This is a genomic window from Streptomyces sp. NPDC092296 (genome assembly GCF_044755465.1).
In the GTDB taxonomy this organism is placed as follows: Bacteria; Actinomycetota; Actinomycetes; order Streptomycetales; family Streptomycetaceae; genus Peterkaempfera.
The window spans coordinates 1-17609 of the sequence record NZ_JBIVRB010000027.1; the positions used below are offsets into that span (position 1 = coordinate 1).

General features: G+C 75.1%; 12 protein-coding genes and 1 rRNA gene. 5 read left to right on the top strand and 8 right to left on the bottom strand.

Annotated elements, in window-relative coordinates:
- Positions 1-288: 288 nt before the first annotated feature.
- The 4 genes from ACIQGZ_RS29295 to ACIQGZ_RS29310 all read right to left on the bottom strand — a co-directional run bounded on the left by ACIQGZ_RS29295 (position 289) and on the right by ACIQGZ_RS29310 (position 7142).
- Entirely contained in the window at positions 289-1596 is a 1308-nt protein-coding gene (locus ACIQGZ_RS29295; protein ID WP_402607717.1) for a M50 family metallopeptidase, read from the bottom strand.
- Positions 1597-1660: 64 nt separating this feature from the next.
- Positions 1661-2890 (bottom strand): 1-deoxy-D-xylulose-5-phosphate reductoisomerase, encoded by a 1230-nt coding sequence (gene dxr / locus ACIQGZ_RS29300; RefSeq protein ID WP_402607719.1) that lies wholly within the window; start codon positions 2888-2890, stop codon positions 1661-1663.
- A gap of 92 nt (positions 2891-2982) precedes the next feature.
- Positions 2983-4962, bottom strand: coding sequence for an acyl-CoA dehydrogenase family protein (locus tag ACIQGZ_RS29305; protein ID WP_402607721.1), 1980 nt, complete (start codon positions 4960-4962; stop codon positions 2983-2985).
- A gap of 110 nt (positions 4963-5072) precedes the next feature.
- On the bottom strand, positions 5073-7142 hold the full coding sequence (locus ACIQGZ_RS29310) for an alkaline phosphatase family protein (RefSeq protein ID WP_402607722.1): 2070 nt from the start codon (positions 7140-7142) through the stop codon (positions 5073-5075).
- Between the two features lie 161 nt (positions 7143-7303).
- On the opposite strand from ACIQGZ_RS29310, the gene ACIQGZ_RS29315 reads away from it, so the two are divergent.
- Positions 7304-8110, top strand: coding sequence for an MBL fold metallo-hydrolase (locus ACIQGZ_RS29315; RefSeq protein WP_402607724.1), 807 nt, complete (start codon positions 7304-7306; stop codon positions 8108-8110).
- Positions 8107-8739: a DedA family protein gene (locus ACIQGZ_RS29320; RefSeq protein ID WP_402607726.1), complete on the top strand. Its 633-nt coding sequence runs from the start codon at positions 8107-8109 to the stop codon at positions 8737-8739. The genes ACIQGZ_RS29315 and ACIQGZ_RS29320 overlap by 4 nt, the downstream gene beginning before the upstream one ends.
- Positions 8740-8798: 59 nt before the next feature.
- On the opposite strand, the gene ACIQGZ_RS29325 is transcribed toward ACIQGZ_RS29320, so the two are convergent.
- The 3 genes from ACIQGZ_RS29325 to ACIQGZ_RS29335 all read right to left on the bottom strand — a co-directional run bounded on the left by ACIQGZ_RS29325 (position 8799) and on the right by ACIQGZ_RS29335 (position 14319).
- Positions 8799-10244, bottom strand: coding sequence for an aldehyde dehydrogenase family protein (locus ACIQGZ_RS29325; protein ID WP_402607728.1), 1446 nt, complete (start codon positions 10242-10244; stop codon positions 8799-8801).
- Positions 10245-10383: 139 nt separating this feature from the next.
- Positions 10384-11967 (bottom strand): PucR family transcriptional regulator, encoded by a 1584-nt coding sequence (locus tag ACIQGZ_RS29330; protein ID WP_402607730.1) that lies wholly within the window; start codon positions 11965-11967, stop codon positions 10384-10386.
- A 177-nt stretch (positions 11968-12144) separates the two neighbouring features.
- Complete coding sequence (locus tag ACIQGZ_RS29335; protein ID WP_402607732.1) at positions 12145-14319, bottom strand: ATP-binding protein; 2175 nt, start codon at positions 14317-14319, stop codon at positions 12145-12147.
- Positions 14320-14586: 267 nt separating this feature from the next.
- On the opposite strand from ACIQGZ_RS29335, the gene gabT reads away from it, so the two are divergent.
- The 3 genes from gabT (at position 14587) to ACIQGZ_RS29350 (ending at position 17435) form a co-directional block, all read left to right on the top strand.
- Positions 14587-15972 (top strand): 4-aminobutyrate--2-oxoglutarate transaminase, encoded by a 1386-nt coding sequence (gene gabT, locus ACIQGZ_RS29340; RefSeq protein ID WP_402607734.1) that lies wholly within the window; start codon positions 14587-14589, stop codon positions 15970-15972.
- Between the two features lie 338 nt (positions 15973-16310).
- Complete coding sequence (locus ACIQGZ_RS29345) at positions 16311-16946, top strand: phosphatase PAP2 family protein (protein ID WP_402607736.1); 636 nt, start codon at positions 16311-16313, stop codon at positions 16944-16946.
- Positions 16947-17009: 63 nt separating this feature from the next.
- Positions 17010-17435, top strand: coding sequence for a hypothetical protein (locus ACIQGZ_RS29350; protein ID WP_402607738.1), 426 nt, complete (start codon positions 17010-17012; stop codon positions 17433-17435).
- Between the two features lie 69 nt (positions 17436-17504).
- Here ACIQGZ_RS29350 and rrf read toward each other — a convergent pair.
- Positions 17505-17609 (bottom strand): 5S ribosomal RNA (gene rrf / locus ACIQGZ_RS29355); the annotation flags it as partial.

A 17609-nucleotide genomic window follows, 5' to 3' on the forward strand; every position in this document is an offset into this window, starting at 1 on the left:
ACCGACACCGGCGCATCACCACCCACCGGCACACCCCCCACCATGATCTGCCGCGACCGGCGGCGCACAGCAAGCGGCTTGAGCGGCATGGAAGGAGTTCCGAGCGAGATCGCGGTCATTGCGTGGGGGTCCCCGGGGTTGAGGCTGCGGTCCGGCCGCGCATACCGGCCGGGCCGGGGCGCGGATCGTCGTGCGCGCTCCCGGCGCCAACCGTACGGCACCGCCCCCCGGCCCGGCACATCCGCCGGACAACGGCCACCCGACCGAGGGGCACTCGTCGCCGGGCCGCTAGGAGATCTTCACCGGGTTGATGAGGTCGGCCGCCAGGACGAGCAGGGTGAAGCAGACGAAGACGCCCGCGACCACATAGGCGACCGGCATCAGCTTGGCCACGTCGAACGGCCCGGGGTCGGGTCGGCGGAAGACCCGGGACGCCTTGCGGCGCAGGGCCTCCCACAGGGCGCCGGCGATGTGGCCGCCGTCCAGCGGGAGCAGCGGCAGCATGTTGAAGAGGAAGAGCGAGAGGTTGAAGCCCGCGACCAGCTGGACCATGACGGCCAGCCGCTGCGAGGCCGGGATGTGCAGGGTGAACACCTCGCCGCCGACCCTGGCCGCGCCGACCACGCCCACCGGGGAGTCCTCGGCGCGCCGGCCGCCGTTGAAGGCGGCGTTCCACAGGCCGGGGATCTTGGAGGGCAGGGCCACCAGCGACTTGACGCCGGTCTCGGCCATGTCGGTCATCCGGCTGACGCTCTGGCCGAAGCCCAGTTGGACGATGTCGCTGGCCGGGGAGAAGCCGAGGAATCCGGCCTCGACGGTCTTGCCCGGCAGGTAGTTGCCGTTGCCGTCCATGGCGGCGAGCTTGTTGGAGACCAGCGTGGGGTGCAGGGTGCGCTGCACGCCGTCCTTGCCGGCCACCACCAGGGTGACCGACCGGCCGGGGGCGTTGCGGATGTCCTGCTGGAGCTGGTCGAAGCTGCTGACCGGGCGGCCGTTGAAGGAGACGAAGGTGTCGCCGGGCCGCAGTCCGGCCTTGGCCGCCGGGGAGAGCGGGGCGCCCTTGGGGCAGCTGTCGGTCGGCTGGTCGGCGGCCACGACGCACTTGGGCACCGAGGCGACCGTCGGCACCTGCTGGCTGACGCCGAAGCCCATGAAGACGGTGAGGAAGAGGGCTAGCGACAGGATGAGGTTCATGAACGGCCCGGCGAACATCACGATGACGCGCTTCCACGGCGCCCGGGTGTAGAACAGCCGGTGCTCGTCGCCGGGCTTCAGCTCCTCGTACGAGGCCTCCCGGGCGTCCTCGATCATGCTGCGCCAGGGCGAGGTGCTGCGGGCGGTGATCCGCCCGTCGGCGCCGGGCGGGAACATGCCGATCATGCGGATGTAGCCGCCGAGCGGTATCGCCTTGATGCCGTACTCGGTGTCGCCCTTCTTCCGGGACCAGACGGTCGGGCCGAAGCCGACCATGTACTGCGGCACGCGGATGCCGAAGATCTTGGCCCAGGAGAGGTGGCCCAACTCGTGCCAGGCGATGGAGATGAGCAGCCCCACCACGAAGATCACGATGCCGAGGAGGGTCATCAGTGCCGTCATCGGTGGTCCTTCGCTGTCGCCGTCCGCTTGCCCATGCTGCTCCTCGTCGTCCCGCCGGCCGCCGTCAGCCGGCCGCGATCTCCCGGGCGCGGGTGCGGGCCCAGGTCTCCGCCTGCAATACGTCCTCGACGGTCAGCTCGGTTCCCGGCGCGGGCGTGCCGTGTTCCGAGACCACCTTGGCGACCGTGTCGACGATGCCGTTGAAGGCGAGCCGGCCGCCGAGGAAGGCGTCCACGCACTCCTCGTTGGCGGCGTTGAAGACGGCGGGCGCGGTACCGCCGAGCGTACCGACCTCGCGGGCCAGCGCGACCGAGGGGAACGCCTCGTCGTCCAGCGGGAAGAACTCCCAGCTGGCGGCCCTGGTCCAGTCGCAGGCGGGCGCGGCGTCCGGCACCCGGTCCGGCCAGCCGAGGCCCAGCGAGATGGGCATCCGCATGTCGGGCGGGCTGGCCTGGGCGAGGGTGGAGCCGTCGCTGAACTCCACCATCGAGTGAACGACGGACTGCGGGTGGACGACGACCTCGATCCGGTCGAACGGGATGTCGTACAGCAGCTGGGCCTCGATCACCTCCAGGCCCTTGTTGACCAGCGTCGCGGAGTTGACGGTGACCACCGGGCCCATCGCCCAGGTGGGGTGGGCGAGCGCCTGCTCGGGGGTGACGGTGGACAGCTCCTCCCGCCGCCGGCCTCGGAACGGCCCGCCGCTGGCGGTCACCACCAGCTTGCGCACCTCGCGGCGGCTGCCGCCCATCAGCGCCTGGAAGAGCGCGGCGTGCTCGGAGTCGACCGGCACGATCTGGCCCGGCCTGGCCAGCGCCTTGACCAGCGGACCGCCCACGATCAGCGACTCCTTGTTGGCCAGCACCAGCACCCGGCCGGCCGCCAGCGCGGCCAGCGTGGGCCGCAGGCCGATCGAGCCGGTGATGCCGTTGAGGACCGAGTGGCAGTCGCTGCGGGCCAGCTCGGTGGCCGCGTCCGGCCCGGCCAGCACCTCGGGCAGCGGACGGCCCTGGGCGCGCTCGGCCAGCGCGGCGCGCAGGGCGGGCTCGGCGTCCGTACGGGCGACGGCGACGGTCCGCACGTCCAGCCGCAGCGCCTGCTCGGCCAGCAGGTCCACCCGGCCGCCCGCGGCGGAGAGCCCGACGACCCGGAAGCGGTCCGGGTTGCGCAGCACCACGTCGATGGCCTGGGTTCCGATCGAGCCGGTGGAGCCGAGGATCACCAGGTCACGGGGGCCGGTGGGGTCGGCGACGGGCGGCTCGAAGCGCTGATGCGGGTCGGCGAGGGAGTCCATGGGCCCCATTGTGGCCTGTCGGCGGGTCGCGGGGGCGCGGTGGGGGCGATCGGCCCGCCCGCCGGTGCGACCGGCGGGCGGGCCGCAGCGGGTCAGTCGTAACTGCGGTGGACGTTCTCCCGCTGCGACGGCCCGGGAGTGGCGTCCGCGATCCACGGGCCGTCGCCGGACGGGTCGATGACGCCCTGCTCCAGCCACGCGTAGCGCCCGGCGACGACCCGGCGGGCGGCCTCGGCGTCCAGGTCGTCGGTGTTGTGCCAGAGCCGCTCGAACAGCTGGTCCACCCGGAGGCGGGCCTGTCGGCAGAACAGATTGGCCAGTTCATAGGCGGCGGCGCCCTGCTCGGGGTCGTGTCCGCGCAGCATCTCGGCCCGTACGCAGGCGGCGCTCATCGCGAACAGTTCGGCGCCGATGTCCACGATGCGGCCGAGGAAGCCCTGCTTGGTCTCCATCCGGCCCTGCCAGCGCGACATGGCGTAGAAGGTGGACCGGGCGAGCCGGCGGCTGGTGCGCTCCACGAACCGCAGATGGGCGCCGAGGTCCGGGTGCCCCTTGGGGGAGAACTCGCCGTACGCGGTGGGCAGCTGGCCCGGTCCGGCGACCAGCTTGGGCACCCAGCGGGCGTAGAAGCCGCCGGCCCTGGCCGCCGCCCTGGCCTTCTGCTTGAGGTCGGCCTCCGGGTCGATGATGTCGCCGGCCACGGCGAGGTGGGCGTCGACCGCCTCCCGGGCGATCAGCAGATGCATGATCTCGGTGGAGCCCTCGAAGATCCGGTTGATCCGCAGGTCGCGCAGCAGCTGCTCGGCGGGGACGGCCCGCTCGCCGCGCGCCGCCAGCGACTCGGCGGTCTCGAAGCCGCGCCCGCCGCGGATCTGCACCAGCTCGTCGGCCATCAGCCAGGCGTGCTCGGTGGCGTACAGCTTGGCGATGGCCGCCTCGATGCGGATGTCGTTGCGGTCCTCGTCCGCCATCTGGCTGGACAGGTCGACGATCGCCTCCAGCGCGAAGGTGGTCGCCGCGATGTAGGCGATCTTCGCGCCGACGGCCTCGTGCTCCGCGATCGGCTTGCCCCACTGCTCGCGGGCGGCCGACCACTCGCGGGCGATCTTCAGGCACCACTTGCCGGCCCCGGCGCACATGGCGGGGATGGAGAGCCGCCCGGTGTTGAGGGTGGTGAGGGCGATCTTCAGCCCGGCGCCCTCCGCGCCGATGCGGTTCTCGGCGGGCACCCGCACCCGGTGGAAGCGGGTGACGCCGTTCTCGATGCCCCGCAGGCCCATGAAGGCGTTGCGGTTCTCCACGGTGATGCCGGGCGAGTCGCACTCCACCACGAAGGCGGTGATCCCGCCGCGGTGGCCCTCGCCGCGCGGCACCCGGGCCATCACCACGACCAGGTCCGCGACCACGCCGTTGGTGGTCCACAGCTTGACGCCGTCCAGCAGGTATTCGCTGCCGTCCTCGCTGGGCACCGCGCTGGTGGCCAGCCGGGCGGGGTCGCTGCCCACGTCGGGCTCGGTGAGCAGGAAGGCGGTGATGTCGGTGGTGGCGCAGCGCGGCAGCCACTTGTCCTTCTGCTCCTGGGTGCCGAAGGTCTTCAGCGGCTGCGGTACGCCGATCGACTGGTGGGCGGAGGCCAGCGCGCCGATGGCGGGGCTGACGCTGCCGAGCACGGCCAGGGCCTTGTTGTAGTAGAGCTGGCTCAGCCCGAGGCCGCCGTACTTCTTGTCGACCTTCATGCCGAGGACGCCCAGCTCCTTGAGGCCCCGGACGACCTCGTCCGGGATTCTGGCGTCCCGCTCGATCCGCGCCGGGTCGACCTCGGTCTCGCAGAAGGCGCGCAGCCGGGCGAGGAACGCCTCGCCCTCGCGCACCGACTCCTCGTCGGGGTGCGGGTGGGGGTGGATCAGGTCCAGGCGGAAGCGGCCGAGGAACAGCTCCTTGGCGAAGCTGGGTTTGCGCCAGTGCTGGTCGCGGGCCTCCTCCGCGACCCGGCGGGCCTCGCGCTCGCTGACCCTGGGGCCGGATGGGCTTCCGCTGGAGCTTTCGCTGCGCGGGTGGGTTGGTGCGGACATGCAGCTCACCTCGCCGCTGATTCCCGGTGCGGGTGGGAACGGCCTATTACCGGCCGGTACCATGTGACGGTACACACGGTGACGCCAACATCACCAGATGTGAGGACGAGCTACTTCTGCCCAGGAGTGGCCACGGCATTCACGCCATCACCACCGGTCCGCCCGGCCGGCTGCAGCTGGGCCAGCCAGCCCTGGAACAGCCGGTGCAGCGCCTCCGCCCCCACCAGCCCATCCGCCGCCCCCTCGTCCGGCAGCCGCAGCGCGGCCGGGTGCAGCAGGAAGGCCAGGTTCTGCCCGCCGCCGAGACCGCCGTGCGAGCCGACCTGCTGCTCGAAGGCGTGCACCTCGCCGGTCGCCGGGTCGTACGCGCTGTTGACCATCAGGTCCGCGCAGTGCGGGAAGGTGTCCGTCCTGGCCACCGCCCGCGCCGCGCCCGCACCGAACGGCGCCAGCGGATCGTCCCCGCTGACCGCCCCCGTGGCCAGCTCCCGCTCCCCCCGGGGGCCGATCACCAGCGGTCCCCGGGCCGCGCTGCGCACCAGGACGAAGCCGATCCCCGGGTGGCCGGTCAGCGCCCGCACCACCCCGGGGTGCCGCTCCTCGATCTCCTCCAGCGTCATCCGCCGGTCCAGGTCGGGGAAGTACACCAGCCCCAGGTTGCCCGAGGCGAGCACCAGCGGCTCGCCGCCCGGCCGCCGCGCCGCCACCGCCCGCTCGCCGCCGCCCAGCGCCAGCTTGGCCGCCGTACGGGCCTCCGCGCCGCGCCCGCTGTCCGCCCCGGCCCGCTGCTCCGGCAGCCGGTGGCGCATCCCGCAGCCACGCCGCACCAGCTGCTCCAGGCTCTGCCCATAGGCGTCCGCGAAGGTCGCGCCCTGGCTCTGCCCGTGGTCGGAGAGCACCACGATCTCGTACGGCCGGGGCGCATAGCGGGCCACCCCGGCGATCAGCGCCACGCAGCGGTCCAGCCGGCGCAGCACCTGGAGCGTCTCCGGGCGCTCCACCCCGGAGTGGTGCGCCACCTCGTCGTACGCCACCAGGTCGGCGTAGACCACCGAGCGGCCCGCCAGCATGTCGCCCACCACGGCGGCGACCACCACATCGCGCTCCACGACCGTGCCGAACGCCCGCACCAGCGGGTACAGCCCACCGCGCCGCACCCGGGGCCGTACGTCGCGCAGCCGCTGCCGGGCGGACTGCACCAGCTCCCGGACGATCTCGGCCAGCAGCGAGCCGAGGGTGCGCAGCGCGTTGGCCGGGTCGGCGAAGTAGCTGAAGTACCCGGAGCGGTCGCGGCGGCCCAGCCGCCCCGAGACGCTCAGCACCAGCGCCGACTGGGCCGCGCCGCCGCTGAACAGGTTGCCCCGGCTGGCGCCGTCCACGGCCAGCAGCCCGGGGCGGTCGGCGCGGCGCCGCTCCAGCTCGGCGGCGCTGGACGGGTGGTTGCAGACCATCAGCCGCCCGGTGTCCTTCTCGTACCAGCGGAAGGCGGGCACATCGTGGTTGTCGCCGTGCAGGATGCCCAGCTGGCTGGCGCCGGTCTGGCTGGACCAGTCGGTGCGCCAGGGCACCAGCCGGTGGCTGCCGTCGGCCAGCCAGCCCGCCAGGGTCGGCATGACGCCGTCGCGCACCGCCCGGACCAGCACCTCGTGGCCCAGCCCGTCCAACTGGAGGAAGAGCACACCGGCCGGCCCGGCGGCCCCGGACGCGGCCTCCCGCAGCCGCCGCCCGGCCCGGCGGCCGGCCAGCCGGGCCAGGCGCCGCCGGTACGCCTCGTCGTCGCGGGCGGCGATGGCGCCGTGCGCGGCCGAGGTGGTGCCGGACAGCACCGCCGCCACCACGGCGGCGGTGGACAGGGTGAGGCTGTCGGGCCCGTCCGGTACCAGCTCCAGCGCGACGAACACCACGGCGCCGTTCAGCACGAAGACCAGCAACGCCAGCACCAGCGCCGGGACCAGCAGCAGCGCCCGGACGATCAGCGGCCAGAGCACCGCGCCCAGCACGCCGATGAAGGCCGCCGCCATGCCCGCCGCGACCAGCGCCCCGACCGGCCCGGGGCCCGGACCGGTGCCCAGTTGGAAGCCGGGCAGCAGCACCGCCAGCACGGCGAGGGTCACCGTGGCCGCCAGCCACACCGCCAGGGTGTGGGCCAGTGCACGCGACACACTGCGCCACCGCGCCATATCCGGACACACCTCCTCGGATCACTCGTCCCGGGCAAGTCTGCACGTCGGCCGCCCCGCCCTCCCAGGGCGGGGTCGACGCTGACCCGACGTAACCTGAGCGGGGCAGGCAGCAGCACGGCGGGCGCACCGCCGGGCGGACGACGCGAGAGGGGCCGGACGTGCCGGGCATCACCTGGTGGGGCCATGCGACCGCGACGGTGCGGGACTCCGGCGTCCGGCTGCTCACCGATCCGCTGCTCACCGACCGGCTGGCGCATCTGCGCCGCCGGCGCGGCCCGCTGCCGGGGGCGGAGGCGCTGCGGGCCGACGCGGTGCTGATCTCGCATCTGCACGCCGACCATCTGCATCTGCCCTCCTTGCGGCTGCTGGCGCCCGGGACGCCGGTGCTGCTGCCGCGCGGCGCGGTCCGGGCCGTCCCGGCGCTGCGGCGGCTCAGCCACCTGGAGCTGGTGGAGGTCCGCGCGGGCGAGGAGACGGCTGTCGGCGCGGTGACCGTCCGGGCGGTGCCGGCCCGGCACGACGGGCGGCGGCTGCCGGTGGGGCCGCAGCGGGTGCGGCCGCTGGGCTTCGTGGTGCGGGGGGCGGCCACCACGTACTTCGCCGGGGACACGGACCTCTTCCCGGGGCTGGCCGGGGAGGTCGGCCACTGCGATCTGGCGCTGCTGCCGGTGGGCGGCTGGGGGCCGGGGCTGGGCCCGGGGCATCTGGACCCGGCGCGCGCCGCCGAGGCGGTCCGGCTGCTGGGGCCGGGCAGCGCGGTGCCGGTGCACTTCGGCACCTTCTGCCCGGTGGGTCTCGGCCGTGGCCCGTGGTTCCACGCGCCCGGCCGGGAGTTCGCCGGGCACGCCGCCCGGCTGGCGCCCGGGACGGCCGTGCACGAGCTGGTGCCGGGCGGCGGCCTCGACCTGCCCGGGGCCGGCAGCGGCGCCGGCCCGGCCGCGCGGCACCAGGAGCCCCGCCGGTGAGCCATCCGCTGTGGACCGGTCTGGCCGCCACCACCGTCGACCCGTCGGCGTCCCCGCAGGCCGTCGGCTACCCCACGCTGTTCGCGCTGGTGGTGCTCGGCTCGGTCCTGCCGGTGCTGCCCACCGGCGCGCTGGTGAGCGCCGCCGCCGTGGTCGCCTGGCACTCCCACTGGCCGGCCGTCGACCTGCCGCTGGTGCTGGCCGTCGCCACGTTCGCCGCCTGGGTGGGCGACGTCCTGCTGTACTGGCTGGCCGCGCACGCCGGGGGCCGCTGGGCGCAGCAACTGCGCGGCCATCTGGACACGCCCCGGATGCGCGCCGCGCAGGAGCGGCTCGCCGAGCACAACCGGGCGGTGCTGGTGCTCTCCCGGCTGATCCCGGCCGGGCGCATACCGGTGATGGCGGCCTGCCTGGTCTCCGGCTGGTCGGTGCGGCGCTTCCTGCGGGCCGACCTGTTCGCGGCGCTGGCCTGGGCGCTGTGCTACCAGGCGATCGGCGTCATCGGCGGCGCGCTGTTCCCCGAGCCCTGGCAGGGGGTCGCGGCGGCGGTGCTGCTGGTGCTGCTGGTGGCCGCCGTCCCGGCGCTGCGCCGCAGGCAGCGGCAGGCGGAGGAGCACCCGGCCCGCTGAGTACGTACGCGGGCCCCGCTCCCCGGGTCGGGGAGCGGGGCCCGCAGACGCTCAGCGGGTCACAGGGCCAGGCCGGTGAGCACCAGCACCCGCTCGTAGGTGTAGTCCTCCATCGCGTACCGGACGCCCTCGCGGCCCACGCCGGACTGCTTGGCGCCGCCGTACGGCATCTGGTCGGCCCGGTAGGAGGGCGCGTCGCCGATGACCACTCCGCCGACCTCCAGCTCCCGGTGGGCGCGGAAGGCGGTCTGCACATCGTGGGTGAAGACGCCCGCCTGGAGGCCGTACGGCGAGTCGTTGACCGCCGCGAAGGCCGCCTCGGTGCCGTCCACCCGGTGCAGGCTGAGCACCGGCCCGAAGACCTCCTCGCAGGCGAGCGTGACCCCGGCGGGCAGGTCCGCGAGCACGGTCGGCGCGTACGAGGCGCCCTCGCGCTTGCCGCCGGTCAGCAGTGTCGCCCCGGCCGCGACGGCCTCGTCCACCCAGGACTCGACCCGCTGGGCGGCGGCCTCGCTGACCAGCGGGCCGACGTCCACCGTCTCGTCGGAGGGGTCGCCGGTGACCTGGGCCTCGACCTTGGCGACGACCTTGGCCACCAGCCGGTCGTACACCGAGGCGTCCGCGATGACCCGCTGCACCGAGATGCAGGACTGGCCGGCCTGGTAGTTGGCGAAGGTCGCGATGCGGCCGGCGGCCCACTCCAGGTCCTGCTCGCTCGACCAGTCGGCGAGGACCACGGCGGCGGCGTTGCCGCCCAGCTCCAGGGTGACGTGCTTGCGCGGCGCGGAGTCGAGGATGCCCCAGCCGACCGGGCCGGAGCCGGTGAAGGAGACCACCGGCAGCCGCTCGTCCCGCACCAGCGCGGGCATCCGGTCGTTGGGGACCGGCAGTACGCTCCAGGAGCCGGCGGGCAGCTCCGTCTCGGCCAGGATCTCGCCCAGCGCCAGGGCGGAGAGCGGGGTGGCCGGGGCGGGCTTGAGGATGATCGGGGTGCCCACCGCGATGGCCGGGGCGACCTTGTGCGCCACCAGGTTCAGCGGGAAGTTGAACGGCGCGATGCCCAGCACCACGCCGCGCGGGAACCGCCGGGTGAGCGCGAGCCGGCCGGCGCCGCCCGCGTCGGTGTCCAGCCGCTGCGCGTCGCCGCCGTTGAACCGGCGGGCCTCCTCGGCGGCCCAGCGGAACACCGAGGCGGCCCGGCCGACCTCGCCCCGGGCCCACTTGATCGGCTTGCCGTTCTCGGCGGTGACCAGCCGGGCCAGCTCCTCGGTGCGCTCGACCAGCCGGCGGGCGACATGGTCCAGCGCGGCGGCGCGGACGTGCGCGGGCGTCGCGGCGAACTCGGCGCGGACGGCGACGGCCGCCGCCACCGCCTCCTCGACCTGCTCCTCGGTGGGCACGCCGGCCAGGCCGACCAGGCTGCCGTCCCACGGGTGGTGGACCTCGAACGCCTCCAGGCCGCTCTCCCGGCGGCCGGCCAGCCAGAACGCATGGGTGGTGGTCACAGTGGTACCGGCCCTTCCCTGGTGGGTCTCAACTGCGGTGTCCGCACCACGGTAGGACGCCGCACCCCCACCGCCGATTGGCCGCAGCGGAGTACCGGCGGCCCCGGACACTACGCGGCGGCACATCCGGCGGCCGGGCTCAGCGGTCGCCGGTCCGCAGCGCCAGCCACAGCTCCATCCGTACGTCGGTGTCGTCCAGCGACCGCCCGAGCAGCTCCTCCACCCGGCGCATCCGGTAGCGCAGGGTGTGCCGGTGCACCCCCAGGTCGGCCGCCGCCGCGTCCCACTGCCCGTGCCGGGACAGCCAGGCCCGCAGCGACGCCTCCAGGTCGCCGCGCGCCGTACGGTCGTGCTCCCGCAGCGGCCGCAGCAGCCCCTCGGCGAAGGCCGCCACCGCGTCGTCGCCCAGCAGCGGCAGCAGCGACCCGGCCCCCACCTCCTCGTGGTCCACCACCCACCGCCCGGCCCGCAACGCCACCGCCAGCGCCCGCCCGGCCTGCGCGAACGCCACCCCGGCCTGCTCCACCCCGGTCGGCGCGGAGAGGCCCAGCGCCACCGCCCGGCCCTGCTCCACCGCCGCGACGCACTCCCGGTGCACCGCCCCGCCATCCGGGACCAGCAGCACCAGCCGCTCCTCCGGCCCGGCGTCGTCCCGGGCCACCAGCAGCCGCTCCCCGGCCCGCCCGCCGACCTGCTCCGCCCGGTCGGCCAGCTCCGCCAGCGGGTCGTCCTCGCCCCGGGTGCCCTCCGGCGGCTGCGCCAGCAGCACCCGCACCGGCCCGTCCGGCAGGCCGCCGGAGAGCACCGCCGCCACCTCGCGGGCGGTCTGCGCCTCCCCGGCCAGCACCAGCCGCAGCAGGGCGGTGCCCATCCGCTCCTCGGCGCGGCGCAGGTCGCGGGAGCGCTCCAGGGTGAGGGTGAGCAGCGCCACGGCGGCGTTGAGCACATAGCGCTCGGTGGGGGTGAGCCGGTCGGCGGTGCCGACCGCCAGGAAGCCCCGGGGGCGGCGGTCGGCGCCCAGCGACTGGAGCACCACGAAGTCCTCGTCCGCCGTCTCCGCGCCACCGGGGGCGCCCTGGAGCGCGGCGCTGGCCGGGGCAGGGCGGCCGCGCAGCCGGTCCACCTCACCGGCCAGCCGGGCGGCGCGGCGGGCGGCCCAGTCGGGCGCCACCAGGGCCAGCGCCCCCGAGGCCTCGTACAGCGCCGCCCAGCCGCCGAGCCGGGCGGCCAGCCGCCGGATGACCGCCGCCGTGCCGTCCTTGCCCAGCGCCGCCCGGGTGAGCTCCTCCTGCGCCTCGAAGCTGGTGGTGACGGCCTCGTACTGCTCGGCGGCCAGCGCCGCCGACACCGCCTTGCTGATCGCGATGAACGGGGTCGGCTGCGGCACCCGCAGCAGCGGCAGCCCGCGTTCCGCCGCCGCCTCCACCAGCGGCCGGGGCACCTCGCTGTGGGACAGCCCGACGCCGAGGCCGAGCCCGACCACGCCCGCGTCGGCGAGCCGGTGCACATAGGCCCGCAGGGCTTCGTCGCCCGCCCGGTCACCGCCGCCGCCGAGTTTGATCCCGGTGGTGAGCAGCAGCTCGCCGCCCTCCAGGAAGGGGGCGGGGTCGTCCAGCTCGCTGGTGTGCACCCAGCGCACCGGGCGCTCCAGCTGGTCCGCTCCGGCGAGGACGGTCAGGTGCAGCGAGGAGTTGCGGACCAGGGAGGCGAGGGTCGGGGGCATGGCACCTTCGGTGGGTGCGCCGGTCCGCGCCGTCCGGCGTGGCGCCGCGCCGTCGCGGCACCGCGGGGGCGGCCCGGCCGGCGGAACGGGCGAGACGTGCGGCTTACGCCGCAATTATGGACGCCCCGGACAGCCACTGCCACGAGGCGCCACCCCCGCCGGTACGGCACCGCCCGCTCAGGACCGCAGATCGACCAGCAGCGGCGCCACCTGCGCCCCCTCCACCGTGGTCAGCGACGCCACCGCGTGCCCGGCGGGCAGCGCGTGCGCCAGGTCGGACGGCGACCACAGCTGCCGCTCCACCGACCGGGTCGTCACGCTCTGGGTCTGCACCGGGGCGCCCGCCAGCAGCCCCCGGAACGCCCGCCCGGCGCGGCGCAGCATCCCGCCGGAGGTGTCGGGGGTCTGGGTGACCGCCTTCTCCTGCACCCAGACCGTCCCCCACGCCTCGGAGAACAGCCTGCCGTCCCAGGGCGCGATGCCGGGGAAGGCCATCCGGCAGCCGACCGCGCCGAACAGCGGCGCCCGCAGCGCCTCGGGCAGGTCCGCGAGGCTGCGCAGCGCCAGCAGCGCGCCCGCGTTGGCGCCGCGCATCCGCTGGAGGCCGCGTACGGTGTTGGCGTCCACCGCCGCCGTGGCGTCGTCGACCACCAGACCGGCGAAGAGCGAACGGTCGCGCCGCCCGGACGCGGCCTGCACGAACTGCCCGACCACCAGCCGCGCCAGCATCCGGGCCGCCTCCGGGTGGCTCTGCTCCGGCAGCTTCACCCGCACCCGCAGCGGGTGCTCCAGCGCCCGCATCGCGAACGGCGGCTTCTGCTCCCCCGGCTCGTCCCGCGAGGGGTTGAAGCACCCGGCGAAGGCCGGCCGGTCCAGCAGCGCCAGCCGGTCCGCGAGCAGCGTCCCCGGGTCGTCGGCCCGGCCGTGCTGCCGCTCGCGCTGCTGGAGGTCGTGCCGGTGCGCGTCCAACCGGCCGGCCTCCCGCAGCGCCCCGGTCAGCTCCGCCCATGCCTCCGGCGCGCCGACCAGCAGGTCGCGCAGCTCCCGCACCCCCGGGCAGCGGCCGTGCGCCGACCGGAACGGGCCGACCACCTGCTGCACCGTGGCCCGCGCGACCTCGGTGCGCAGCGCCAGCTCATCGGGCAGCAGCGCGTCGGCGAGCCGGGCGGCGGCCTCGTCGGCGTGCTGCGCCGCGCCGTACAGGTCGAGCCCGTACGGGGACGCCGGGTCGCCGGGCGCGATCACCACGTCGTACGCCGAGTCCGGCCCCAGGTCGGCGTCGGCCGCGCCGACCACCACCACGCAGGCGGTGTTGGCCAGCGCCTGGAGGCAGAGCGCCTCGGCCACCGGGCGGACCAGCAGCGTCGTCTTGCCGTTCCCCGCCGGGCCGACCGCCAGCAGCGAGGTGCCCAGCAGCGCCGGGTCCAGCGCGAAGCCGGCCCCCCGGTGCCCGGCCGGGTTCTTCGGTACGTCCTGCACGGTGCCCAGCCGCACCTGGCGCATCAGCAGGTCGTGCTCGGCGCAGCGCACCGCCAGGTCGCGGGCGGCCGACGGGTGGGCGCAGGCGGCGCCGCCGCGTGCGGCGACCTCGTCGGTGAACTCCCGCAGCCGGGCGGGCTCCCCGGCCACGCCCTGCCAGGCGCGCCGGATGCGGACGTAGTCCACGTCCCCGACCGCCCCGCGCCGCACCTCCTCGTCCAGCGCCTGCGCGCCCGCCCACGCCCCGGCGGCCCGCAGCTCCTGCCACGGGTCGAGGTGCGGCGCGCTCAGCGGGGCGCCGCCGTCCGGCCCGCCCGCCTCGGCCGGCCGCTCATGGGTGACCAGCCGGGCCAGCGCCGGGGCGGCGTACCGGCGCCAGACCTCCGGCCAGCGGCCCATCCGCCCGAAGACCCGGATCAGCAGCGCGACCAGCACGACCTGGAACAGCAGCTGCACCAGCGCATAGGGGCTGGTGAGGCTGTCGTGGCGCAGCCTGGTGAGGTGGAAGACCCAGTTGAGGACGTCGAACAGCAGCGGCCCGCCGTAGCGGAACAGCAGCCAGGCGACCACCAGGTTGAGCGCCGCCCGGCCCAGCAGCGTCCGGCCGGGCACGGGCACGCCGCCACCGTCCTCCGGCTCCGGCGGCCGGGGCACATGGCCGTACCCGTACACCCCGGGCAGCTCCGTGGCGCGCGGCTCGCTCAGCCAGGCGTAGAGGTCGAACGGCCCGGCCGGGGCGCGGCGCGGCTGCGGCGGCTGCCCGCGCGGCGGCGCCTGCCGGGCGCCGGGGAAGAATCCGGCCCGGGCGGCCGGGCCGGGCACCGGCTGCTCCCCGCCTCCGGTCCGCCGCCCGTACGTGCCGTCCAGTCCCATCCTCGGCCCCGCTCCCTCACCCGTCACCACCGGTCGGCGGGCCCGCCACCGCCCGACCCGGACTCAATGTAGTGGAGCCGGCACCCGCCGGTGAGAGGCACGCAGGGGCGGATCGCGCCCGGCGGCGATGTCCGGCCGGGCCAACTCGGCGGCCGGACTGCGCCCGAGTGGCGCATGCCGCCGTCCGGAGGGCGGCCGTAGCCTGCACGCAAGAAGAGCCGGCACCCCGCAGGCGGCCGGCTGCGCGCCGTACGTCTGGAGAACTCCATGAGCGCTGCTCCGTCCAGCGCCGGGCAGCTGCCCGGCGGCCCGTCGCTCCCGCAGGAGCGCCGGCTGGTCACCGCGATCCCCGGTCCCGAGTCGCAGCGGCTGAACGCCCGCAAGTCGGCCGCCGTCGCGGCCGGGGTCGGCTCCACGCTGCCGGTGTACGTCACCCGGGCGGGCGGCGGCGTGGTCGAGGACGTCGACGGCAACTCGCTGATCGACTTCGGCTCCGGCATCGCCGTCACCAACGTCGGCAACGCCGCCGAGGCCGTGGTGAGCCGCGCCGCCGAGCAGCTGGCCGCGTTCACCCACACCTGCTTCATGGTGACCCCGTACGAGGGCTATGTGGCGGTGGCCGAGCAGCTCAACGAGCTGACCCCGGGCGACCACGAGAAGCGCACCGCGCTGTTCAACTCGGGCGCCGAGGCGGTGGAGAACGCGGTCAAGATCGCCCGCGCCTACACCAAGCGCACCGCCGTCGTGGTCTTCGACCACGGCTACCACGGCCGCACCAACCTCACCATGGGCCTCACGGCGAAGAACATGCCGTACAAGCACGGCTTCGGCCCGTTCGCCCCGGAGATCTACCGCGTCCCGGTCGCCTACCCCTACCGCTGGCTGACCGGCCCGGACAACTGCGCCGCCGAGGCCGCCGCGCAGGCCATCGACATCATCAACAAGCAGATCGGCGCCGACAACGTCGCCGCGATCATCATCGAGCCCATCCAGGGCGAGGGCGGCTTCATCGAGCCGGCCAAGGGCTTCCTGCCCACCCTGGTCGAGTTCGCGAAGGCCAACGGCATCGTCTTCGTGGCCGACGAGATCCAGACCGGCTTCTGCCGCACCGGCCAGTGGTTCGCCTGCGAGGACGAGGGCATCGTCCCCGACCTGATCACCACCGCCAAGGGCATCGCCGGCGGCCTGCCGCTGGCGGCGGTCACCGGCCGCGCCGAGATCATGGACGCGGCGCACTCCGGCGGCCTGGGCGGCACCTACGGCGGCAACCCGGTGGCCTGCGCCGCCGCGCTCGGCTCCATCGAGACGATGAAGGAGCTGGACCTCACCGCCAAGGCCCGGCACATCGGTGACGTCATGCTCGGCCGGCTGCGCGCCCTCCAGGAGAAGCACGCCCACTCCGAGACGGTCCGCATCGGTGACGTACGCGGTCGCGGCGCCATGATCGCCGTCGAGCTGGTCAAGCCGGGCGGCAAGGAGCCCGACCCGGCGGCCACCGCGGCCGTCGCCAAGGCCTGCCACGCGGCCGGCCTGGTCGTCCTCACCGCCGGCACCTACGGCAATGTGCTGCGCTTCCTCCCGCCGCTGGTCATCCCCGAACACCTGCTCAACGAGGGTCTGGACATCATCGAGGACGCCTTCGCCGCGCTCTGACCAGCCGGTCCGGCCTTGCCACTACGGCACATGGCGTGGAGGTTGCACTCTCCACGGTGAAGATGCTGTGCCACTCCGGTGTACCGGCGCCGGACCGCCGGAGCGGTGACGTACTGTCGTGGTGGATGGAGAACGAGCAACCACCGGTGACGTCTCCTGCGGAGACCAGCCGGCAGCGCACCACTGAGGACAACCAGAGCCGATCGACCGACCGCCAGCCCCACACCCCCCGGGACGCGCGGAACGGCGATCACCCGAGCCGCCCCGGAGCATTCCCCCCCGCTCCGGGGCGGCTCCCTCATGTCCGCAGCCCGCTGCAGAGTCCCTGGCTGCCCGGGGTGCTGCTGGTGCTGCTGGCCACGACCAGCTGGCAGGTGGCCGCGCACGGTCCGCTGCTGCGGCTCGACAGGCGACTGCGGGGCGCACTGGCCCACGCCGACGCCGCCCTCCCGGCCGGGACACTGCGACCCGCCGTGGACGGAGTCGCGGAATTCCTCTCCGACCTGGGCGGCTCGCTGGTCGCGGTCCCCGTCCTGCTCGGCTGCGCCCTGCTTGCCGCCGGGGCACTGCTGCGGGCCCGCGCCACGCGCTGGTGGCTCCCGCTGCCGGCCGCAGCGGTGGCGGCGGTGCTGATCCCGCTGCTGGTGGTCCCCGCCAAGGCGTACTTCGCCCGACCGGGCCCCGACGGCGTACCGCTGCTCCCCGACCAGTGGGGCTGGTACCCCTCCGGCCACACCGCCACCGCCTCCATCGCGTACGGGGCCGCCGCCCTGCTGCTGGCCACGGCCACCGCCCGGCCACGGGTACGGACCGCGCTGCACTGCGGCGCCGTGCTGCTCGCCCTGGGCGTGGGGGTGGGCCTGATGTGGCGCGACTACCACTGGTTCCTGGACGTGCTGGCGAGCTGGTCGCTGGCCGGCATCGTGCTCTGGGCCCTGGGCCGACTGCTCGCCCGCTGGCGACCCGGCCGCTGACCCCCGCCGATCCCTACCGGTGTCAAGCCTGCTCAGCCGGGTAGCCGCCCATGGAACAGCCAAGTGAAGCGAGTGCAGAACGAGGCGAGTGACATGCTTTTGCTGGGACTTCTGCTGGCGGGCGCGACGGCCGCGTTCGTCGGACTGCTGATCGCCTACAACCTCTCGGGCGGCCCGAACTACACGGTGACGATGTTCGGCAACAACCTCGTCAGCCTGAACCACCTCAGCGCCTTCCTGGCCGGCATCGCGCTGACGCTGGTGTTCGGCCTGGGGCTGGCGATGATGGCAGCCGGCGCCGCGCACCACCGCCGGCGGAGCGTTCGGCTGCGCAGCGCCCGTAGGCAGGCCGATGTAGCCACCGCCGAGCGCGATGAACTGGCCTCCCGCATGGACGCCCGCGGCGGGACGGACCGGGACCAGGTCGGCGCCACCCGCGAGGGCCGGACGGCTGCCCGACACCACCGGCCGCACATCTTCGGCCACTAGCCCCGGAAACGCAGAAAAGCTCCGCTCCGGAGACCTTTCGGTCTCCGGAGCGGAGCTCTCTCAATGATTGTTCGGCGGCGTCCTACTCTCCCACAGGGTCCCCCCTGCAGTACCATCGGCGCTGTGAGGCTTAGCTTCCGGGTTCGGAATGTAACCGGGCGTTTCCCTCACGCT